Genomic DNA, 21,521 nt, shown 5'->3' on the forward strand with positions numbered 1-21,521 from the left:
GTTTAAAAAGTTCTTATGTAAGGGCGATTTGAAAGAGGAGAAAATGGCCAGGGGATTGCTATTAGAATAATTAGTAATGCGATTGTAAACCAGATCACCGTAGTTTTATATTTATCTTTTTTATTCAATTTCCTTTTAGCTAAAGCAGAACCTATCGTTAAAACTATAATAGCCGAGCACATCAATAAAAAATGAATCAAACCAAAAAAAACTATATCCATTTCATAAAAAGCATCTTTAAGGTTTCTCCAGAAGTATTGAATAATTGGACTTTGAGCGTATAAAATAATTCCTAGTACTAACTGAATGTGAGCAATCGTAACAGTCCAATGGCGTATTGAATTATCTATTTTGTAATATGGTAAATTGTAAAAGTACCCTTTATAAGACCTGTATAACGTCAATATTAACGCCAATAAAACCAACCATTTTACTAATGAATGTAAGATCAAAACTGTAGTATACATATATTATTTCTCTTATTATTTTTTAAAACTTACCAAACGGTATGTTTTTGATTAAAAAAAATTACTCTATACTGCTTAAGTATCTTTTTAACTCCTTTAAATATACCTGATAGCAATCAACACCATACAACTTACCTAGGTTTCTAATCCCCATATAACTTGTAATAATAAAGACAGATGATTCTTTTACGTTTAATTCTTTACAAATTTGACCAGCTTTTTTACCTCTTGTTAGGACTTCTTCTAAGGTATTTTGCATTTCATCAATAAGTCTTGACAGTGCTTTGTTAAAGGAAGCATTAAGTGGAGCCATCTCTTCAATAATATTTACAGCAGGACAACCGTATCTTGGATCAAAGGCAGGATCTTCAATCAAAATAGATTTGATCATATCATAAATGCTTTGAGTTGCCGGTTTATTCTCATTTAAAGGAATGACTAATGCTTTATACATCCCCGGATACATTATTTCATTGATCATAGCCAACCCCATTTCATCTTTATTTTTAAAATGATAAAAAAATGACCCTTTAGAAACTGAAGTAAGCGCAATGATATCATCCACACTAGTCGATTGATATCCCTTTTTGTAGGATATCTCAAACGCTTTCTCCAGAATCGTATGCCTGGTGTATTCACCTTTTTTCAAAAACTTACCATTTAGTATGTTTTACAAATATACAGATTTATTTAAAATAAGCATGTCACGTTCATAAGGTTTCAATTGTCATATTGTATTAAAACGAAAAGTTTATCTATTTTACAATGTAAATTAAAGCTATACTATTCGTTCATAATTTCTAAACACTACTATGAAATGAAAAATGACACTTTAGACCTACATACCTATCACAACCTCTTGTTTCCTTACGCTTATAATATTTTAGGATCTGCAGAAGATGCTAAAGATGTTGTTCAGGAAGTTTTAAGTAAATATTTAAAAATAGATGCTACTGTTAAAAACGAAAAAGGGTATCTTATTACCAGTGTTATTAATCAAGCTATAAATATTAAAAATAGACAGAAAAAGAACCTTTCTGGAGATATTCTTCTGCCAGAACCTATTGCTACAGAAGAGTCAGATATAGCATTACATCTAAAAGATATTATATCCTATTCTTTACTCATTCTACTGGAACAACTTAATGTAAAAGAAAGAGCTGTCTTTATTTTAAAAGAAGCTTTTAACTATTCTCATCAGGAAATTGCAGAAGTAATTTCGGAGACTAAAGAAAATTCAAGAAAACTACTTAGCCGTGCAAAATCAAAGCTCAGAACCTCTAAAAGACCTAATAATACACTAAAACGTAGTGAAAGCAATATCTATTTAAAAAAATATATCGCTGCTATCCAGGATAGGGATGTAAAAAAACTAGAATTACTTTTTACAGAAGATATACAAATTGTTGCTGATGGTGGTAACGAAATTAAAGTGTTACGAAATCACACTAGCGGAAAATCAGCATGTATCGACCTCATGTTTGAAGTATTCAAAAAATTTCTACAACACCAAGAAGTAAAGCTCACAGAAATTAATCACCAACCTGCAATTCTTTATTTTACAAAAGGCAAACTATTATCTTGCTTGGTTTTCTCTATTGATGATAATGAAAAAATCTATCGCATAAGCTCTATTATAGATCCTAAAAAGCTAATTAACATTACTGAGCATATTAATTAATGTCACGTTTTCTTTTTCTGGTTTGTCTTATTAGCAAATCTAAAATTTAAGAAAATGAAAATATTGTTACGGATTGATTCCAGCTCAAGAACAGAAGGTTCACATTCAAGGAAACTTGCAGATTTTATTGAAAAACATTGGAAATCTAATCATCCAGATGGCCAAGTACGATATCGTGATTTAGCAACATATCACATACCACACATACAAAATGATACTATCCTTGGTTTTTATACTCCAGAACACCAACACAACAACGTCCTTAAAAAAGCACTATCGACCTCTAATGAGTTAATTAGTGAATTAGAAAATGCAAACGAAATTCTTATTAGCAGTCCGCTATACAACTTAAACGTTCCTTCTAATCTTAAAGCCTATTTTGATCAAATTACCAGAGTTGACAAAACATTTGGAGTTGATGAAAAAGGGAATTATTTTGGAATGCTAAAAGAAAAAATAGCATACCTAGCACTTGCAAAAGGAGGTTCTTATAAAGGAACTCCAATGGAAAAATATGATTTTCAGGAGCCTTATCTAAAAGCAATTTTACATCACATTGGTATTGATGTAAAAAATACATTTTCTATTGAGGGTACTTCTAACCCAGAAGTATTACAAAAAAAACTCAATGAAATTCATCAACAAATTCAAGAAAACATTTAAAAATAGTATATCATGAAAGAAGATTTTTTTAATGATGCATTAGAAAACAATGCTGTAGTTGTTCAACCCAATGAAGGAGAAACGTTTACTATGAACGGTATTTCTTTTACTTTTAAAATTACCAGTAAAGTGTCTAATGATCAATTGGGAGTTTATAATATTGTTTTAGCTCCGCGAGCAATTGGTGCAAAATTGCACTATCATAGATTTATGGATGAAACTTTTATTGTAAATAAAGGAATATTAACAATTATTACCGGTACAGATAACACTACTCATAAAGTTGGACCAGGTACCGTGATATATGCACCCAGATTTACTCCCCATGGATTTCAGAATGACACTAATGAAGAAGTCAACATAACTCTTATGTTCAATCCATCTCAAAAGCGGGAAGGTTTTTTTAGAGGGTTGAATGAAACTCTTAGTGATCAACCTATTGATCCTGAAAAATACTTAAAATTGTATAATAAATACGATAGTTTTCCTGTGGACACAGCGAATATGTTACCTATAAGAAACAAATAGCGTTTTCAAAAATACTAAGTATATGTAAATTTAAATTTAGGATGATAACAGATTTGATAATTATCCTGATAAACCTTTACATTCTTTTTATGTTTATTGTTATATCTCAAATGTTTCTTATAAATTGAGCATTTATTATCGCATACAATGAAAAAGAAAAGAATAACCTTAAAAGATATAGCAAATGAATTTAATGTGTCTATTGCTACAGTTTCTAAAGCTCTCAATGATAGTTACGAGATTAGCACTAAGACTAAAGCTAAAATTCAGGAATACGCAAAAGAACATCATTACAAACCCAATAGTATTGCGTTAAACTTACAAAATAAGAAGACCAAAACTATTGGGGTTATTATTCCGAATATCTTAAATCATTTTTTCACCAAAGTATTTGTTGGTATAGAAAAGACAGCTACCGAAAAAGGCTATAACCTCATCACTTGTATTTCTAATGAATCTTATGAAAAAGAGGTTAGCGCAATGGAGCTTCTTAAAAACTCTGCATTAGATGGTTTTATTCTTTCTATAGCAGAAGAAACGCAGGTAAAACAAAACTTCACTCATTTTCAAAACACAATAAATCAAGGCATTCCTATTGTTATGTTTGACAGAGTAACTGATGATATTGAATGTGACAAAGTTATTGTTAACGATAAAGAAGGAGCATATAACGCCACAAATCATTTTATAGAAACTGGCTGTAAAAACATAGCTATTGTTTCTACTATACATAACCTAAGCGTAGGGAAACTAAGATTAGAAGGATATAAGAAAGCACTTTTGGAAGCAGGTATTCCGGTAGATGAATCTCTTATCTTAAAAGTGGATGAATTTAACGATATCAATACTTTACTAAAAGCCTTGCTAGACTCTAGAAAAGTTGATGCGATGTTATGCTTAGAAGAAGATTCTGCAGTAAATACATTAAAAATGGTTTCTTCAAAAGGATATAAAGTTCCTGAAGATATTTCTATTATTGGTTTTACTAACGGAGTCCTGCCTAGATATGTTACACCCACCATTACTACAATTAGTCAACATGGTATCTACTTGGGAGAAACTGCTACCAAAATGCTTATTGAAAAATTAGAAAATGAGAATTCTGAAACATCTCATACTACAAAAGTGATAAAGACCAATCTCATAGAACGTGAAACCACCAAACCTCTCTATTAACGTATATTTTTTGCTATACTAAATTTAAAAGTGCTGCTATTTTTATAAAGTTCTTTTGCTTTTAAAAGTGCAGACGGAAAATGCTCATGATTGGGAGCGTCTGGATAATTCTGAGTTTCAAAACAAATTGAAGGAAATGTACCATATTTTACTCCATTTCTGAAGTTCCAATCCGGAAATTCTTCCAAGGTATAAATAACAACTGCAGGTTGATTTGTATACACATCCATCTGAATCCCTGTTTTTGGAGAATAAACAGATGCCTTTGCTTCTTTTTCTTTATCAAAAATAAAAGCATCATCAATGATTCCTTTTTCTTCAAGTATATCTAGTTTTCTTGATACCAAAAAATCATATTTTGTATTAGCAACGGACTGTATTTTTCCTGTTGGTAAATGTTTTTTATCAACCTCTAAATAAGTAGAGCAGTTCAACTTTAACTCATGATCAGCAATTGTATTCTCTCCACTTAGATTATAGTATGCATGATTTGTAAGATTTATTATAGTATCCTGATCTGAAATTGCCTGATATATAATATTTAATTCATTATCATTAGTCAATTGATACGTCACTTTAACCCCAAGGGCCCCTGGATATCCTTCTTCCATATGTTCACTATAGTAAGAAAGAGAAACTGATAATTCTTCTTCATCGATATCATCTATTTCCCAAACTTTTTCATCAAAACCTTTTCTTCCCCCATGCAGATGAACTCCTTGTTCATTATGAAGTTGATATTCTATACCGCCTACAATTATTTTTCCCTTAGAAATCCTACCTGCATACCTCCCTACAGAAGCACCTAAAAACTTGGATTCCTTTCCTTCTGATTTTGTAATATAGTCCTGCAATGTATCAAAACCTACAACCACATTAACTAATTCTCCTTCAATATTTGGTACTTCTAAACTCGTAATGGTTGCTGCAAAATTGGTAATTTGCAATTGCATCCCATTGTTATTTTTTATCGATAAAATGAATACTTCTTTTTGATTATGAAAGCCAAATGATTTCTGCTGTATTCGTGTTCTTAATTTCCTCAATCTAAAAATTTATTTATTGTAATTTAATCAAAGTTATACATATAATCGGTAAGAATCTTTAATATCATTTATTTTACAAAATATCACAACCTATCCGAATTGAACATTTAAAAAAAACCAGAAACTACTATTTAAAATAGTAGTTTTTGGTTTTTATGTTTGTTAAGAGTATTCTTCAAGAACACTCAATAGACCAAAAAAATAAATTCTAAAAAAATCTTATATATATTGATTTATAATATTTTCAAAAAGCTCTTGTTTACCGCTTTGTAATTCTAATTCTCCATTTTCTACAGCGATATCATAAAGTTTGTTTAGATCTAGTTTTCCTTCTTCGAATGCTTTACCATTACCTGAATCAAAAGAACTATATCTTTTTTCTCTTAAACTCTCATATGAAGAAGATGAAATAATCTTATCTGCTATAGTTAGAGCTCTTGCAAATACATCTGCACCTCCAATATGTGCCAGGAATACATCTTCCATATCTGTAGAGTTTCTTCTTATTTTTGCATCAAAATTTACGCCCCCTCCTTGTAAACCACCAGATTTAAGGAAAACCAACATTGCTTCTGTTACTTCAGCAATATTATTTGGAAATTGATCTGTATCCCAGCCGTTCTGATAATCTCCTCTATTAGCATCAATACTCCCTAGCATGCCTGCATCTGCAGCAACTTGTATTTCATGCTGAAATGTATGTTGTGCCAATGTAGCGTGATTCACTTCTATATTAATCTTAAAATCTTTATCTAATCCATGTTCTTTCAGAAAAGCAATAGAGGTTGCCGTATCAAAATCATATTGATGTTTCATAGGTTCCATCGGCTTTGGCTCGATAAAAAATGTTCCTGTAAACCCTTGCCCTCTTGCATAATCTTTTGCTGCAGTAAGGAATTTACCCATATGGTCCAACTCTCTTTTCATATTGGTATTAAGAAGTGACATATATCCTTCTCTTCCTCCCCAGAAAACATAATTTTCACCATTTAGGGCAATGGTTGCATCCAATGCTAACTTTACCTGACCTCCAGCTCTCGCTAGCACATTAAAATCAGGATTTGTAGCAGCTCCATTCATGTATCTCGGGTTCGAAAAGCAATTCGCAGTTCCCCATAATAATTTTACACCAGAAGCTTTTTGCTTTTCTTTTATATACTCTACAATGCTCGATAATCTTTTTTCAGATTCTGAAAATGTCGATGCTTCTCTTACCAAATCATAATCATGAAAACAGAAGTAATCAAATCCCATTTTGGTAATAAATTCAAAAGCTGCATCTGCTTTTTCTTTTGCCGCCGTAATGGCATCCTGAGATGAATCCCATGCAAAATTTAACGTCCCTGGCCCAAATGGATCTGCTCCTGTGCCGCAGAAGGTATGCCAATATGCAATAGCAAATTTAAAATGTTCTTTCATTGTTTTACCAGCAACCACTTTATTAGCATCATAGTGCTTAAATGCCAATGGGTTATTCGAAGTAACACCTTCAAACTTTATATCTCCAATCCCTTTAAAATATTCTTTATCTCCAACTAAAGCCATCTATTTATTCTTTTATGATTTTTTTTAATTCTTTTTTCCAATTATTATACGCCTCCAAATAATCTTCTTTATTCTGAAGTGGGTGATATGTCATTACATGATCATTTTTAGTAATCATCGTACCAAAATCTTTAAATGTACCTTCACTCAAACCTGCTGCTCGAGCTGCTCCTATGGCACCTGTAGTATTATAAATTTCTATTTCCTGATTTATTAGGGTTGCAACAGTATTTGAAAAAATCTCTGAACGGAATAAATTATCATTACCAGCACGTATCACTTTAATATCTGTTCCATCTTTCTTTAAAATTTCCATCCCATACACAAATGAAAATGCAATTCCTTCTAATGCTGCTCTAAAGATATGAGACCTTGAATGTTTATTTAAATTAATATTACATATATGAGTTCCGATGGTTTGGTTGTCAAACATTCGTTCTGCACCATTACCAAATGGAATTAATTGTAAATTATTAGAACCTATAGGCACTTTTGAAGCATGAGAATTCATCGTCTGATAAGAATTCGTCTCAAGGTTAAGATTATTTTTCAACCATCTATACTGAATCCCAGCTCCATTAATACATAACAGTTTTCCAATACTTGTAGTTGTATCAGAATGATTAACGTGTGCAAAGTTGTTAAACTTAACTCCTTCTTTTGCATAAAGGGTATCTGTTACCGCATAAAGAACACCAGACGTCCCTCCTGTAGCAGCAACTTCTCCCGCATTAAAAACATTAAGGGATAAGGCATTATTGGGCTGATCCCCCGCTCTATAAAGGATGGGGATTCCAGCACTAAGGCCACTTTCTTCTGCCCCTTCTGAAGATAGTTCTCCCTGGTTAGAAAACGTCGAGACTACCTCTGGTATCAAATCTGGATCTATATCATAATGTTCTAATAACCATTTTGCAGGTTCATCCTTTTTAAAATCCCAAAGTGTACCTTCTGATAAACCAGATCTTGTAGTATTAGCAATTCCTGTAAATTTATAAGCAATATAATCTCCCGGTAATAAGAACTTATGTACTTTTTTATATTTTTCAGGTTCATTATCTCTTACCCATTTTAATTTAGAAGCAGTAAAATTTGCAGGTGAATTGAGTATCGTAGTCATACATTGTTCCTCCCCTATCTCTTGGAATGCTTTATTTCCTATTTCTACAGCTCGGCTATCGCACCAAATGATAGAATTTCTGATCAATTCTCCATCCTCATCTATAAGCACTAATCCATGCATTTGATATGAAATCCCAATTCCTTTTATTTGATCAGGACTGATCATATTCTCTTTAAGAATACGTTTTGAAGCTTTACAAACATTTTGCCACCAGAATTCTGGATTTTGCTCTGCCCACTCTTCATGAACCGAAATAATATCCATTTCTTCCTCAGGTTCATTTACTGAAGCAATCGACTTACCAGTTTTGGCATCAACTAAAGCTGCTTTTATTGAAGAGCTTCCGATGTCAAATCCTATATAATACATACTATTAATTTTGAGGGTCCTAAATTAATTTTTATAAGATTTCATTCAAAGAAAGTATGCTTTAAAACCCCAAAAATCACTTTCAAAAAAGCAAAAAAAAAGAATATTTACATGCAGAAAAAACTCACAAAACATTAAATATCAAATATATACAAACGTTTTTACAAACATTTCTTTTTCTCTCAAACGTTTAAGTAAATAATCAACTTACTAAAGCATCTATTCTTCATTTTTAAACCTTAGGAACGTAAGTAAACAAAATTTTAACATTTAAAATTTTGTTTTACTAGACGAGTGGTCATACTTTTGTGTCGGAAAAGAAAGATAATGTCAAAAACCCTAAAACACGAAACAAAAGCCGATCACCTTCTTGAGAAAGGTATGGAAATTGTTTGGTCAAAAGGGTACAATGGTACAAGCGTAAATGATATTGTTAAAGCCGCTGAAGTACCTAAAGGTTCTTTTTATTTCTATTTTGATAGTAAAGAAGATTTTGTTGTTAAAGCACTGGATAAATATTTTTCTTCACAATTTACACCTGCATTAAATATTTTACAGGATAAATCAGTTTCTCCGAAACAACGTTTAACCAATTTTTATGAGTATAGGATTGAAGTACTCAAAAAAGAGTTAGAATGTAAACTAGGCTGTATGGGATGCAATTTAAGTAATGAAATGGCAGAACATAATGACAATATTCGTGAAGCCGTTTTGCTAAAAAATAATTTTGTAAAAGGAGAAATTACAAAAGTAGCTCTAGAAGCTCAAGAACAAGGAGAAATTGAAGCCTCAATGGATGTAGTGAGCATGGTAGAATTTATAGAAGATGCAGGTAAAGGTGCTATGACGACTATGAAAGAAATGCAAAGTGCATCGCCTATTGACAACCTCTTAAAAATGACAAAAAAGGTATTTTTAAAATAATTTTTTTTTGATCACATTATAGATGACTGGTCAATTATTTAATATTAAACAATTCTAACCTATAATTATGAAGTAAAATTTAATAAATCAATAAACAATCAAAAAAATAGATGACCGGTCAAGTATTTAAATTTTTCTTTCGTACCGTGTCCAATTATTAATCATTTATTCGTCTACATATAAAACTCGCATCATGTCTTCTTATTTTAACCAACAAGTCGACTGGTCAACTAATCAATAAAAAAATGAATGCACTTAAAAAAGCGAGCAACGTTACTAATACGTTTGCAAAAAAATGGGCTGAATTTGTTATCAAATTTAAATGGCCCGTACTAATTACAACGCTGATTTTAGCTTTAGGGCTAGGTTCACAAGGTAATATGGAATTTGATGGAGATTATCACGTATTTTTTAGTGAATCCAACCCTGAATTAGAAGCCTTTGATGCTTTACAGGAGAAGTATACCAAAGATGACAATATTGTTATTGTTTTATCCCCTTCAAATGGTGATATATTTACCAAAGAAAATCTTATTGCGATTGAAGAACTCACTGCAGAAGCCTGGAACACTCCTTACTCTTCCAGAGTAGATGCTGTAACTAACTTTCAGCATACAAGCGCACAAGGAGATGATCTCTATGTAGATGATTTATCCTATGAATCTGCATCCAAAACAGATGCCGAAATCAAAATTATTAAAGAAAAAGCACTTAAAGAACCTTTACTCGTAAATCGCATTTTAAATGAAAAAGGTAGTGTTACTGCAATTAACGTTACTGTTAGACTGCCAGGAGAAGATAGTGCAAAAGAAATTCCAGAAGTAACTGCTTTTATTCGTGGAGCCATTTCAGATTTTCAGGAGAAACATCCAAATTTTCAGGTACATTCCTCAGGTTTAGTACCTCTTAATACAGCTTTCTTCGAATCTTCTATGAGAGATATGATGTTAACTATGATTATGCTAATTATTGTAATCATTACTACATTGATTCTTACCAGAAACTTTTTTAGCACCTTAGCTACTTTAGTTGTTGTATTATTCTCTATTATGAGCGCCATAGGGTTTGTAGGTATTATGGGTATTAAACTCACTCCTCCTTCTTCTGTATTCCCGACTATGATATTAACTCTCGCTGTAGCCGATAGTATTCATATACTGATCACTATGCTTCAGAAAATGCGTAAAGACGGATATACAAAAAAAGAAGCTTTAGCCGAGTCCATGCGTCTTAACTTTATGCCAGTTTTCATCACCAGTTTAACCACAGTTATTGGATTTCTAACTATGAATTTTGGGGATGTTCCTCCATTTTGGGACCTCGGAAATATCACAGCATTCGGAATGACAATGGCGTTTATTTTCTCCACAACTGCACTACCAGCCCTAATGGCAATTTTACCCGTAAAAGTTAAAGAGAAAAAAGAAACAACTGAAACAGAAAAATTGGGATGGTATACTAACCTTGGTCTTTTTGTAGCCAAACAACCTGTAAAACTCACTTTGATTTCAATAACCATCATTAGTGGACTTACTTATTTGGCAACCAAGAATCAATTTAATGATGAATTCATCAATTATTTTGATGAGACCGTACAATTTAGAAGTGATACTGATTATATAAGTAACAACTTAACTGGAATATACAATGTTGAATTTTCTGTAGGAAGTGGTGAAAGTGGTGGAATTAATAATCCACAGTATCTTAAAAAATTAAATGAGTTTGAAGACTGGTTAGATGAACAACCAGAAGTTGTTCATGTAAATGCTTTTAGCGAGGTTGCCAGGAGGGTAAATAGATCCATGCATGGCGATAATGAAGCCTATTACAATGTTCCCAGTAACAGGGAAGAAGCTGCTCAATATCTATTATTATACGAGCTTTCTCTTCCATTTGGATTAGACCTAAATAACCAAATTAATGTAGATAAGTCTGAGACACGAGTAACAGTAACTATCGAAAATATCTCGAGTGCAGAAATGATTGCTTTTTCTAAACGAGCAGAAAATTGGTTAAAAAATAATACTCCAGAACCTATGCATACTATAGGAGTAAGTCCAACACTTATGTTTTCAAAACTAGGGTTTCGTCAAGCCGATAGTATGTTTAAAGGAAACGTTATTGCTTTAATCTTGATTTCTTTAGTATTAATGTTTGCTTTAAGAAACTTTAAGCTGGGGCTCTTAAGTATTATCCCGAATGTGACTCCTGTCTTGGTTGGGTTTGGTTTTTGGGCTATGTACAAAGCACAAATTAATACTGGTATGGTTATCGTTTTTGGTATGACTCTAGGAATTATAGTAGACGATACGGTTCATTTTATGAGTAAGTTTCTTCGGGCTCGTAGAGAACTTGGATATGACTCAAAACAAGCTGTGATTTATGCCTTCGAAACCGTAGGTAAAGCATTAGTAACGACAACCATAGTTCTCCTGGCAGGATTTGCAGTACTATCTACCTCATCGTTTGCTTTAAATAGTTACATGGCACGAATCACGGTTATCATTATTCTAGCCGCACTAATTATCGATTTTATATTACTTCCCTCACTACTTATTCTTGTGAGTAAAAAAAGTGAAACCAAAGCTCCTGTGCAGGAACTAAAACCACAAGTACAACTTGATAAATAACATATCCAATATTAAAAATTAAAACAATGAAAAAGCTAATTTTTACAGTAATAGCATTAGTAGCAATAACCAATTTAAACGCTCAAAATGCTGCAGAACGAGGTTTACAAGTTGCTAAAGCAGCTGATAAAGCCGATCAAGGTTTCAATAGCTCTATTGTAAACCTAAAAATGACCCTTAAAAATAAGAATGGGCAAACCAGTGAACGATTATTAATAACAAGAACTTTAGAGCAAACAGAAGATGGGGATAAATCTTTAATCGTTTTTAATAGTCCAAAAGATGTAAAAGGTACTTCCACACTTACCTTCACTCATAAAGTCGGATCAGATGATCAATGGTTGTTCTTACCTTCTATTAAAAGAGTAAAAAGAATCTCTTCTAATAACAAATCAGGTCCTTTTGTTGGAAGTGAATTTGCGTATGAAGACCTTTCTTCTCAAGAAGTTGAAAAATACACCTATACATTCTTAGAGGAAAAAGGAAATCTTCTGATTGTAGAACAAGACCCCGTTGACCCAAAATCTGGTTATACCAGACGTCTGGTAACCTATAATAAAGAAAAAGGATATCGTCTTGAAAAAGTGGAATTTTACGATCGAAAAAATTCATTATTAAAAACGCTCAATTATAGTGATTATAAATTGTACAAAGGCAAATTTTGGAGAGCACTCACTTTGCATATGGTAAATCATCAAAGTAATAAAGAGACTGTTTTAAAATTTGGTGAATATAATTTTGAAGCAAAACTTGCAGAGGAGGATTTCACCCAGGTGGCGCTTCAGCGTGCCGGACAGTAAATACATATCATAATGGAACACACAAGGTTAAGTTTACTATACTCTATAGCAGTTCTTTGGATTAGTGGATTGTTATTATTAGTTAAGCCAAGCCTTGTGTTCTCCTTTTTAAATAGTAGCACAACATATCCGCTAGAATTGGCTAACTTATTGGGAGTACTATTCTTAATCATAGGGTCTTTTATAACTCTAATATTTAAGTATAGAGTAGAAAAGATTTATAAATGGACGATCTTGATTCGTATCTTTTTTAGTTTATGTTCCTTAGGACTATACTTCGTATATCACAATTCTTTTTTCGTTACTCTGCTTTTTATGATTCTTATCGGAGTATTGATTACAGTGCTTGGCCTTGTCAAAGACCAGGAAATAAAAAAATAGTACATGAAAATTAAATATATTTATTACCTACTTCTGTTATCAGGAGTATTTACTACATATGCTCAAAACGAAGATGTAAAAAAAGTCAATCATGATTTTGAGCTAGAATTAGAAAGTGAATACCGATATTTTTATGACGATGCTCTTTTTGAAGATCAGAAAGATCATTTCCCTTCTTTTGCTATACGTCCAGAATACGCTATTGATTGGAACAAAGGTTATGAAAGTATCAATTTTAAAGGTTTTTTCAGACTTGATGTTGATGATGACCGTACTCATTGGGATATACGAGAATTATATTATCAAAAAGCCAAAAATAATTGGGAATTCAGTCTTGGACTCAAAAAGGTATACTGGGGTGTAACCGAAAGTAACCATTTGGTAGATATTATTAACCAAACCGATGCAGTTGAAACTTTTGATGGTGAAGAAAAACTCGGACAGCCTATGGCACAATTTACCTGGATTACTCAAAATTTAGGAACTTTTGATTTCTTTTATCTCCCCTATCACCGTAAACGTACCTTTGCCGGTGAAAAAGGAAGATTACGTTTTCCTGTAGTTATTGACAAAGAGGATTTGCAATATGAAAGTAGTGCAGAAGAATGGCGTCAGGATATTGCATTTAGATGGAAGCATTATTTTGATATTGTAGATATTGGAGTATCACACTTTTACGGTACAGGTCGAGAACCTCTTTTTGATTTTGATGCTACAGGAAATATTAATGCCTTTTATCCTGTCATTAACCAAACTGGTTTAGAATTACAGATTACTCATGATGCTTTTCTCTGGAAACTAGAATCTATTTATCGTAATGCAGATGCTCAGGATTTCTTTGCTTTGGTTGCTGGTCTGGAATATACGTTTTCTAATATTGATGGAAATGGCCTGGATATAGGATTATTAGGAGAGTATTTGTATGATGAACGCGATGAACTTGCTTTAAATGCATTGCAAAATGATCTGTTTTTTGGAAGCCGAATAGCTTTTAATGACACTCAAGATACTTCAATCTTAATTGGAGGTATTACAGATCTAGAATCTGATAGTACCATATTCAGTCTAGAAGCTTCTCGACGTTTTGGCAGTAGCTGGACTGCAGAAGTAGAAGCTCGAATATTTAATAACATCGATCAAAATGAATTAATCTTATCTAATTTTAGAGAAGATAGTTTTTTCAGAATTTCAATTTCTAAATATTTTTAAGTATTAATTTCTAAATCCTTTTCATAGAAAGAAAGTTTTTTACTCTTCATACAGCAAGATATCTTTTAGTATTTTTACTAAACAAGTGATATCACATGAAGAGAAAACAACCTGTAAAAATCAAAAAAACAAAGTTAGCTAAGAGCTTTGGAAAAGCTCCGGGAACTGTAGTATATATAGGTGAAAAAGAGCATCTTTCAACAAAAATAGAAATTCATGATTACACTAAAGATTCTTATAAGATAACCGAAACTGATAATATTGAAGATGCTTTTGTATTTAAAGGAAATGATCATACTTCCTGGATTAACATAAACGGATTAAGTCACACAAAAGAGATTACCCGAATTGGAGAATTTTATGGATTACATCCTTTGTTGCTTGAAGATATTGTAAATACAAATCAACGTGCCAAAATAGAAGAGTATGAGACTCATGTTTTTTTGGTTTTAAAAATGATGTATTTTAATAAAAAACAAGAATTTACGGTAGAACATATATCAATTGTACTTGGTAAGGGCTATGTAATTACTTTTCAAGAGTCAGAAGAAGATATTTTTGACCCCCTGAGATCAAGAATATCTAATTCAAAAAGTAGAATTCGTAATTCTTCTTCCGATTATCTTGGATATTCACTGTTGGATGCTGTCTTTGATAATTACTTTGTAGTAATTGAGCATTTAGGAGATAAAGTAGAACTTTTGGAAGATGAACTATTTAACGAAAAAACTAATAGCAATATCACGCAAGATATTCAATCCCTAAAACGTGAAATCCTTAGAATACGAAGAAGTGTTCTACCATTAAGAGAAGTTATTGGTAGAATAATAAAATCTGAAACCGATCTTATTCAAGAGAAAAATAAGGATTATTTTAGAGACTTATATGACCACATTATTCATGTTCATGAAAATATTGATGTATATCGTGAAATGATTTGGGGACTAATGGACATGTATATGACTACCATAAGTAATAAAATGAATGGAATAATGAAGGTCCTAACCATCATTTCAACTATTTTCATTCCCCTGACTTTTATTGTAGGGGTTTATGGAATGAACTTTGAATACATTCCCGAATTAAAGTGGAAATACAGCTATTATGTCCTTTGGGGCATTATGTTCCTCTTATTTTTGGCATTATTAATATTCTTCAGGAAGAAGAAATGGCTTTAAATTATTCATAATATCACCACGAATTTCCAAATAAACAAAAACAGTTAAATCACGGTTAACATTTAGATCCAAGGAGACACTTAAAGGCTTAGAGGATTTACAGCCAAACTATTAAACAACTTAGCTTTTGTTGTAAAAAACTTATTCTGTACTTCTATTTCCTTAAGTTTTGCATCAATAAGGCTTTTTTCTCTTGAATTGATGAGAAATAATGAACTCTCTCCAAAACTAAATTTACGTTCTTCTGCGGCAAGCAAAGTATTATAATCTCTGACTATATTTTCTATTAACTCATTTTGGTTAATAAAGGATTCTAATTCTGCAAATATAGCTGTCACTTTATTTTTAATTTGTAATTGTGTAGTTTCAAGTTCGAATCTAGCATCTTGAACTTTATACTTTGCCAATTTTAAAGCTCCTCGTTCTTTCCTTAAAAAAAGAGGGAAGCTAAAACTAACACCACCCTTATATTCTGCAGTGTTAAAAGATCGTGCTGTTTCTGGTGTTTCTGTTAAAAAATTATATTCTAGATCGATCTTTGGTAATAGCTTATTAGCTTTTAACTTTCTATCGACTTCCAAACCTTCAATTTTATATGCTAAAGATTTAAGTTTAGGGTGGTTTTCTAATGTAAAACTACTTAACGGACTACCTTCTATTTCTAATGTACTATCAATAACTTCTTCAACTTTCTGATCTGGTATCACATTAGATTGCAATTCTATTGGCACATTACCTTCTAACCATAAGAAATTAGATAATGCTAAGGACGACTTCATGAGTTTTACTTTTGCCTGTTCAAGGCTCAAGGTTCTATTCTGAAAAGCAATTTTAGCCTCTGTTGTATCAATAGCTGCTTTATCGCCAGCCAAAGCACTCCTTTTCACACCTTCAAAGCGAATTTTAGCATTTTGTACAAAGTCATTATAAATCTCTTTTTCAGCATAAGCTCTTAACCAATCAAAATAAGCTAAAGAAGCATCATATAAAATTTGATTTACCAATAGATCTCTATTTGCTTTAGTTTGTTCTCTAAAAAATTTAGCTTTACGCAAGGTTGCCATTCTATCATTAATCAATAAACCTCGTGCAATAGGGATAGAGACTCCTGCACTAAAAAGACCATCATCAGGAACAGAATTTTGGGGATTTAGAAAATCACCATCATTTTGTTCAAAACCTCCTTTAAACTCTATACCATACCAGGTTGGAATCTTAAATGTAGCATTTAACAGATCATAATACTCTGTTCCTTTAAATTTCTTTCTATCATAATCTACTTCCATTTTAGGATCAAACCCTCCGCGAGCTTTCATAAGATTTGCTTGTCCGATATCTATATTTAACTCAGCTTGCTTAGTTATCGGATGATATTTTTTTACATACCCCAGGTATTCTTTAAAATTAAGAACAATAGTATCGGTTTCTATTTCTTGAGAAAAGAGTGAAGAGACCAAAAAAAGTAGGGAATACAATAAATAGTTCCTCATTTTATTTTTTTTCAGATATTACTTTTTCTCCATTAGGTTGATAATAATTTGGTGGGAAACCGTTGAGTTTACGCCATAATTCAAACCATATAGGTACATCTTCTAATAATGCAAGTGTTCTGGCTCCGGATCCAACTTGTATTTTTGGCCACTCATGATCATCTTGATCAGGAGCAATTAGAATTCTGTATTTTCCATTTTTACTGATAAAAGTTTCGATAGCAACAATCTTTCCTCCATAAGTACCATATGAAATATTAGGCCATCCGCTAAAAATAATTGCAGGCCAACCATCGAATTGTATACGTATCTTTTCACCTAAGTGAATTAAAGGAAGATCAATAGGTTTTACATAGGTTTCTACTGCCAAATCATATTCAGAAGGCATTATATTCACCAACTGATCTCCTTCTTTGAACGTTTCTCCTACTCCTGATCGTAATGTTTTATTAATAAAACCACTTTGGGGGGCTTTAATGTAATGCATATCATTACGCATTTCATAATTCGTATATTGATTTTCTAGTTTGGTCACCTGAGCTTCTGCATCAAACTGGCTAGATTGCGCCGTAAATCTATCACTCTGCGATTTTGATATTTTATCTGTGTACTCTGCTTGAACGCGATTAATTTCTACCTGTGCATTAATCACTTCATTTTTGCTAGCTAACAATTTATTTTCTTGCGAAATCAATTTTGCCTGTGTTTCCTGCAATTTCAATCTTTTTTCCTCTACATCTGTAACTGCTTTTAATCCTTCATTCTGTAATTGCTCAGTACGATTATATTGACGTTCTGCTATTGTAACATTGGTTTTTGCAGCTTCTAAATCTATACTGTCACTTTGTACCTTTAGTTTTGATTGTAACAGTTTATTTTTGGCTTGTTGTAGTTTTAGACTTCGCTCATTAACCAAAGCACTTGCTTGATTTTCTAAAGCCTTCACCTTTTCCTGATAGGAATTCACTGCCATTGATTTTGCCTTAATTTGTTGACCAGTACGCGCTACCAGATTAGGATCAAAATATTCATTTTTCACTTCAGAAATAAATAAAATAGTATCTCCTTTCTTTACAAAATCTCCTTCTTGAACATACCATTTTTCTATTCTACCTGGTATCGGTGATTGAATGGTTTGCGGACGTTGATCTGGTTTTAACGTGGTTAAATAACCATCTCCAGAAATATTTTGAGTCCAGGGAAGAAAGAGTATAATAAATACAGATACGGCAAATATTTTCAAAAAACGATTAAAATATTTATGATGCCTTTTGTGAAAGACCTTTTGAATCGCATTATAATCAGAAAGGTCAACCTTCTTATTTAATGTATTATGTGAGATATTCAACATAGTTCTTTATTTATCACTTATAATTTTACCATTTTCGATATTGATAACTCTACCGCATCGTTTTATCCATTTGTTATTTTGACTCACTACAACTAGAGCCCAAGGGTTGGAAGAGTCTGTAAGAAAATCCATAATTCTATTTACTTCCTGATCATCAAACTGATCTAATGGATCTTTTAAAATTAAAAGTTTAGGTTTTCTAACAATACTTCTAGCCAAAACTATCTTTTTAGCTATAGTATAAGACATTTGTTTTCCTTCTGGATACAGTATCGTTTTTAGACCTTTGGGTTGTTCCTTTACAAATTGAGTAAGTCCAACTTTTTCAAGAGCCCAATACACATCTTCAAAAGGGATATCGGTATCCCCAAAAGTTATGTTTTCCAGTATTGTACCTTCAAAAGGGGATTCCTCTGTTAGAGACTGTCCCAAATGAGCTCTGTAGTAATTAAGATTAATTCCTCTAAGTTCTACATCATTTATATAAATACTCCCTATATTAGGTTCGATAAGCCCAGCTATTAATCGTAATAACGTTGATTTACCAGATCCATTAGACCCCTGCACCAGAATAGTACAGCTTTCTGTTATTTTGAGTGAGACATCATCCAATATTTTTCTTTTGCCTTCGGGAGTAGCATAAGAAACGTGATCTAGTTCTACTGTGAATCCTTCATTTGTTTTAAAAGGTTTTTCACCTTCTTGCGGTTCTAAATCTTTATCCACAACCTGTCCTAATTTTTCGAGAGAAGTTAGAACATCATAGAAAGATTCTAAGCCAGTTATTAATTTTTCTACAGAACCAATAACTAATACTATAATAATTTCTGCAGCAACAAATTGTCCTATATTCATTTCTTGATTAAGGACGAGAATACCTCCTATGAGCAAAAGTCCAGCAGTTACCAAAACTTTAAAACCAATCATTTGAATGAATTGAATCACTAGCACTTTAAAATGACTTTCTCTTGCCGAAAGATATTCTGATACTAATGCATCATTTTTTTGTAATGCAAGATTTGTTTTTCCAGAAAGCTTAAAACTTACTATAGATCTCGCTATTTCTTGAATCCAATGTGCAACTTTGTATTTACTTTTGGATTCTTTTAGACTTGTTTCTAAACCACGTTTAGCAGTATATTTAAAGACTATATACACCAGAAGTAATAATAATAATCCATAAATTATAAAAAATGGATGATAAAATGAAAGCAGCGTCAATCCAAAAATTATCTGTAAAAGAGCAGCCGGAAAATCAACTAATATCTTAGCTAATCCTTTTTGAGTTGTTAACGTATCAAAAAAACGATTGGCCAACTCTGGCGGATAATAATTACGTAATTCACTCATTTTGATTTTCGGGAAACGATATGAAAATTCAAAAGAGGCTCTTGTAAAGATTTTTTGTTGAACATTCTCTATTATCCGAATTTGCATAAGTTGTAATAATCCAACAAACAAAACACCTGCGGTTACCAGAATTACTAAAATAATCCAGGAAGTGCTAATTTGAGCACCTTGTACCAGATTGATAATTGCCTGAATACCTAGAGGAAGTGAAAGATTAACTAATCCTGCAAATATCGCATAATAAAATGTCTGCAAAATATCCTTTTTGTCAAGCTTCAAAAGCCCTATTAGCCTTTGCCAAGCCGTCAAAACGTTTTTTGCCATAAATTATTTCTTTATCGAATTAAAAACAAGGTTCATAAAATAGGTTGTGGGAGTCACATTTTTATTACAATCAGTTAATGAAGGAAAATGCTCTCTTAAAAAATGTTGATGTAGCGCTCCTTCAATAATTGTACTCGATAAACTAGAGCTATATTGATATTGAGAATCAAATTCTTTAATCATATCACTAAGTCGCATTACCAAACGTTTATAAATAGAGAAATAACCTTCTTTATTTTCTTCATCTACTTCTTTGGTTAAATATGATTTAGAATATTCGTTAATTACAATTTTGTTTAAAAGCACTTCATTAATATGAGAAAAAGAAGAATCCTCTTTTACCGACCTGGTAATGATTTCTATTGCTTTTTTTAATTTTTCTTCCGGATTAGCAATACTATTGGTCGAAAACACTAATTGATATTCTAGCCATCCCCAATACCAAGATGTTAAATACAACAATAGCTTATGCTTGTTTTCAAAATATCGATAAATAGAACTTTCATTAGAACCAATTTTCTCACCAAGTTTCTTAAATGTGAAACTTTCAAAACCAACTTCCTGAATCATAAGAATACTATGCTCTATGATTCTTTTGCCTAATGCAGAAGATTCTGGATCTTTGATATAAATCTTCTCATTAATCCTAACTTTCAAATCCTGAAGTAAATATTTCATTTGTTTATCTTGATTAATTTTAAAAACATTTAGTGCAAATTTAAAAGTAATACTATCAATTACTAATAGATTAACTTTTATTTAACCAATGATATATTTACAAGTCCTTAATAATTAATAATTTTATAATTAGACAAGCCATTTAGTAACCATAAATAAGAATAGTCATGAAAAAAATTCTAATTTTTGCATTATTATCATTTTTTATAGCAAAAGGACACGGAAACACGTCTAATGCACAGGATCCAATTGAAGTTGGAGATATTTTGGTTATCGGAAAGCCTTCTGCCCAACAATATCAGCACATACACTTTCCTAAGACAAATTTCATTATAAAAAAAGGAGGTATCCCTAATTACAAATCGTTGATTGGAGAACGCGTAATCGTTACCGAAGTAGCTCAAGATAAAGAAGGAAATCGCAAGATTACTTTGAAAAGGGAAGATGGACGTAAATTCTTCAATAGTATATCTCGAGTTAAAATAAACCTAGAAAAAGCGCTGGAGAACAAAGAAGTTGCCCTCGTTAGATGATCAGAAAATAAAAAACCATCCCTAGTAAACGGGATGGTTTTTATGCAAAAGTTCAAAGCTTTTGTATTAAATTTT

Annotated in this window: 20 protein-coding genes; 11 read left to right on the forward strand and 9 right to left on the reverse strand. The window is 32.0% G+C overall.

What is annotated here, in order from left to right; all coding sequences use genetic code 11:
• Window positions 1-2 precede the first annotated feature (2 nt).
• A complete protein-coding gene (locus tag PQF96_RS05005) occupies window positions 3-467 on the reverse strand; it encodes a hypothetical protein (RefSeq protein ID WP_271765310.1) in 465 nt (154 codons plus the stop codon).
• Between the two features lie 61 nt (window positions 468-528).
• Complete coding sequence (locus PQF96_RS05010; protein ID WP_271765311.1) at window positions 529-1,116, reverse strand: TetR/AcrR family transcriptional regulator; 588 nt, start codon at window positions 1,114-1,116, stop codon at window positions 529-531.
• Window positions 1,117-1,284: 168 nt separating this feature from the next.
• Between PQF96_RS05010 and PQF96_RS05015 the strand changes: the two genes are divergently transcribed.
• The 4 genes from PQF96_RS05015 (at window position 1,285) to PQF96_RS05030 (ending at window position 4,515) form a co-directional block, all read left to right on the forward strand.
• Complete coding sequence (locus PQF96_RS05015) at window positions 1,285-2,148, forward strand: sigma-70 family RNA polymerase sigma factor (RefSeq protein WP_109435111.1); 864 nt, start codon at window positions 1,285-1,287, stop codon at window positions 2,146-2,148.
• 54 nt (window positions 2,149-2,202) lie between these two features.
• Window positions 2,203-2,811, forward strand: a complete 609-nt coding sequence (locus PQF96_RS05020) for an FMN-dependent NADH-azoreductase (protein ID WP_143918250.1) — start codon at window positions 2,203-2,205, stop codon at window positions 2,809-2,811.
• 12 nt (window positions 2,812-2,823) lie between these two features.
• Window positions 2,824-3,339 carry a cupin domain-containing protein gene (locus PQF96_RS05025; protein ID WP_271765313.1) on the forward strand — a complete coding sequence of 172 codons (516 nt, stop codon included), beginning with the start codon at window positions 2,824-2,826 and terminating at the stop codon, window positions 3,337-3,339.
• Window positions 3,340-3,486: 147 nt separating this feature from the next.
• Window positions 3,487-4,515 (forward strand): LacI family DNA-binding transcriptional regulator, encoded by a 1,029-nt coding sequence (locus PQF96_RS05030; protein ID WP_109435114.1) that lies wholly within the window; start codon window positions 3,487-3,489, stop codon window positions 4,513-4,515.
• Here PQF96_RS05030 and PQF96_RS05035 read toward each other — a convergent pair.
• From PQF96_RS05035 to PQF96_RS05045, 3 genes are all read right to left on the reverse strand, one after another.
• A complete protein-coding gene (locus tag PQF96_RS05035; RefSeq protein WP_271765315.1) occupies window positions 4,512-5,561 on the reverse strand; it encodes an aldose epimerase family protein in 1,050 nt (349 codons plus the stop codon). The genes PQF96_RS05030 and PQF96_RS05035 overlap by 4 nt on opposite strands.
• A 219-nt stretch (window positions 5,562-5,780) precedes the next feature.
• Entirely contained in the window at window positions 5,781-7,106 is a 1,326-nt protein-coding gene (xylA, locus tag PQF96_RS05040; RefSeq protein WP_109435116.1) for a xylose isomerase, read from the reverse strand.
• 4 nt (window positions 7,107-7,110) lie between these two features.
• Complete coding sequence (locus PQF96_RS05045; protein WP_271765316.1) at window positions 7,111-8,598, reverse strand: xylulokinase; 1,488 nt, start codon at window positions 8,596-8,598, stop codon at window positions 7,111-7,113.
• 327 nt (window positions 8,599-8,925) lie between these two features.
• Between PQF96_RS05045 and PQF96_RS05050 the strand changes: the two genes are divergently transcribed.
• From PQF96_RS05050 to corA, 6 genes are all read left to right on the forward strand, one after another.
• A complete protein-coding gene (locus PQF96_RS05050) occupies window positions 8,926-9,522 on the forward strand; it encodes a TetR/AcrR family transcriptional regulator (RefSeq protein ID WP_109435118.1) in 597 nt (198 codons plus the stop codon).
• A gap of 245 nt (window positions 9,523-9,767) precedes the next feature.
• The gene (locus tag PQF96_RS05055; protein WP_271765318.1) at window positions 9,768-12,152 is read left to right on the forward strand and encodes an efflux RND transporter permease subunit; all 2,385 of its coding nucleotides are present in this window, start codon (window positions 9,768-9,770) and stop codon (window positions 12,150-12,152) included.
• A 26-nt stretch (window positions 12,153-12,178) separates the two neighbouring features.
• Window positions 12,179-12,952: an outer membrane lipoprotein-sorting protein gene (locus PQF96_RS05060; protein ID WP_109435120.1), complete on the forward strand. Its 774-nt coding sequence runs from the start codon at window positions 12,179-12,181 to the stop codon at window positions 12,950-12,952.
• Between the two features lie 12 nt (window positions 12,953-12,964).
• Window positions 12,965-13,333 carry a hypothetical protein gene (locus PQF96_RS05065; protein ID WP_271765319.1) on the forward strand — a complete coding sequence of 123 codons (369 nt, stop codon included), beginning with the start codon at window positions 12,965-12,967 and terminating at the stop codon, window positions 13,331-13,333.
• A 3-nt stretch (window positions 13,334-13,336) separates the two neighbouring features.
• Complete coding sequence (locus PQF96_RS05070) at window positions 13,337-14,542, forward strand: hypothetical protein (RefSeq protein WP_271765321.1); 1,206 nt, start codon at window positions 13,337-13,339, stop codon at window positions 14,540-14,542.
• 95 nt (window positions 14,543-14,637) lie between these two features.
• Window positions 14,638-15,720 (forward strand): magnesium/cobalt transporter CorA, encoded by a 1,083-nt coding sequence (gene corA / locus PQF96_RS05075; protein WP_271765322.1) that lies wholly within the window; start codon window positions 14,638-14,640, stop codon window positions 15,718-15,720.
• An 80-nt stretch (window positions 15,721-15,800) separates the two neighbouring features.
• Here corA and PQF96_RS05080 read toward each other — a convergent pair whose 3' ends face one another.
• The 4 genes from PQF96_RS05080 to PQF96_RS05095 are packed head-to-tail and all read right to left on the reverse strand — an operon-like array spanning window position 15,801 to window position 20,913.
• Window positions 15,801-17,210, reverse strand: coding sequence for a TolC family protein (locus PQF96_RS05080; protein WP_109435123.1), 1,410 nt, complete (start codon window positions 17,208-17,210; stop codon window positions 15,801-15,803).
• A 1-nt stretch (window position 17,211) separates the two neighbouring features.
• Window positions 17,212-18,561: an HlyD family secretion protein gene (locus PQF96_RS05085; protein WP_109435124.1), complete on the reverse strand. Its 1,350-nt coding sequence runs from the start codon at window positions 18,559-18,561 to the stop codon at window positions 17,212-17,214.
• 6 nt (window positions 18,562-18,567) lie between these two features.
• Complete coding sequence (locus PQF96_RS05090; RefSeq protein ID WP_271765324.1) at window positions 18,568-20,235, reverse strand: peptidase domain-containing ABC transporter; 1,668 nt, start codon at window positions 20,233-20,235, stop codon at window positions 18,568-18,570.
• 3 nt (window positions 20,236-20,238) lie between these two features.
• Window positions 20,239-20,913 carry a TetR/AcrR family transcriptional regulator gene (locus PQF96_RS05095; RefSeq protein WP_109435126.1) on the reverse strand — a complete coding sequence of 225 codons (675 nt, stop codon included), beginning with the start codon at window positions 20,911-20,913 and terminating at the stop codon, window positions 20,239-20,241.
• A gap of 167 nt (window positions 20,914-21,080) precedes the next feature.
• Here PQF96_RS05095 and PQF96_RS05100 point away from each other — a divergent pair, with 167 nt between their 5' ends.
• The gene (locus tag PQF96_RS05100) at window positions 21,081-21,446 is read left to right on the forward strand and encodes a hypothetical protein (protein WP_271765325.1); all 366 of its coding nucleotides are present in this window, start codon (window positions 21,081-21,083) and stop codon (window positions 21,444-21,446) included.
• The last annotated feature ends 75 nt before the right edge of the window (window positions 21,447-21,521 follow it).

It is taken from the genome of Aquimarina algiphila (assembly GCF_947494415.1).
Lineage (GTDB): Bacteria > Bacteroidota > Bacteroidia > Flavobacteriales > Flavobacteriaceae > Aquimarina > Aquimarina algiphila.

Coding starts and splice junctions, on each gene's coding strand:
- PQF96_RS05050 (WP_109435118.1), top strand. CDS start 8,926: ATGTCAAAAACCCTAAAACACGAAACAAAAGCCGATCACCTTCTTGAG.
- PQF96_RS05095 (WP_109435126.1), bottom strand. CDS start 20,913: ATGAAATATTTACTTCAGGATTTGAAAGTTAGGATTAATGAGAAGATT.
- PQF96_RS05065 (WP_271765319.1), top strand. CDS start 12,965: ATGGAACACACAAGGTTAAGTTTACTATACTCTATAGCAGTTCTTTGG.
- PQF96_RS05045 (WP_271765316.1), bottom strand. CDS start 8,598: ATGTATTATATAGGATTTGACATCGGAAGCTCTTCAATAAAAGCAGCT.
- PQF96_RS05090 (WP_271765324.1), bottom strand. CDS start 20,235: ATGGCAAAAAACGTTTTGACGGCTTGGCAAAGGCTAATAGGGCTTTTG.
- PQF96_RS05025 (WP_271765313.1), top strand. CDS start 2,824: ATGAAAGAAGATTTTTTTAATGATGCATTAGAAAACAATGCTGTAGTT.
- corA (WP_271765322.1), top strand. CDS start 14,638: ATGAAGAGAAAACAACCTGTAAAAATCAAAAAAACAAAGTTAGCTAAG.
- PQF96_RS05070 (WP_271765321.1), top strand. CDS start 13,337: ATGAAAATTAAATATATTTATTACCTACTTCTGTTATCAGGAGTATTT.
- PQF96_RS05030 (WP_109435114.1), top strand. CDS start 3,487: ATGAAAAAGAAAAGAATAACCTTAAAAGATATAGCAAATGAATTTAAT.
- PQF96_RS05055 (WP_271765318.1), top strand. CDS start 9,768: ATGAATGCACTTAAAAAAGCGAGCAACGTTACTAATACGTTTGCAAAA.
- PQF96_RS05015 (WP_109435111.1), top strand. CDS start 1,285: ATGAAAAATGACACTTTAGACCTACATACCTATCACAACCTCTTGTTT.
- PQF96_RS05085 (WP_109435124.1), bottom strand. CDS start 18,561: ATGTTGAATATCTCACATAATACATTAAATAAGAAGGTTGACCTTTCT.
- PQF96_RS05060 (WP_109435120.1), top strand. CDS start 12,179: ATGAAAAAGCTAATTTTTACAGTAATAGCATTAGTAGCAATAACCAAT.
- PQF96_RS05080 (WP_109435123.1), bottom strand. CDS start 17,210: ATGAGGAACTATTTATTGTATTCCCTACTTTTTTTGGTCTCTTCACTC.
- PQF96_RS05100 (WP_271765325.1), top strand. CDS start 21,081: ATGAAAAAAATTCTAATTTTTGCATTATTATCATTTTTTATAGCAAAA.
- PQF96_RS05005 (WP_271765310.1), bottom strand. CDS start 467: ATGTATACTACAGTTTTGATCTTACATTCATTAGTAAAATGGTTGGTT.
- xylA (WP_109435116.1), bottom strand. CDS start 7,106: ATGGCTTTAGTTGGAGATAAAGAATATTTTAAAGGGATTGGAGATATA.
- PQF96_RS05020 (WP_143918250.1), top strand. CDS start 2,203: ATGAAAATATTGTTACGGATTGATTCCAGCTCAAGAACAGAAGGTTCA.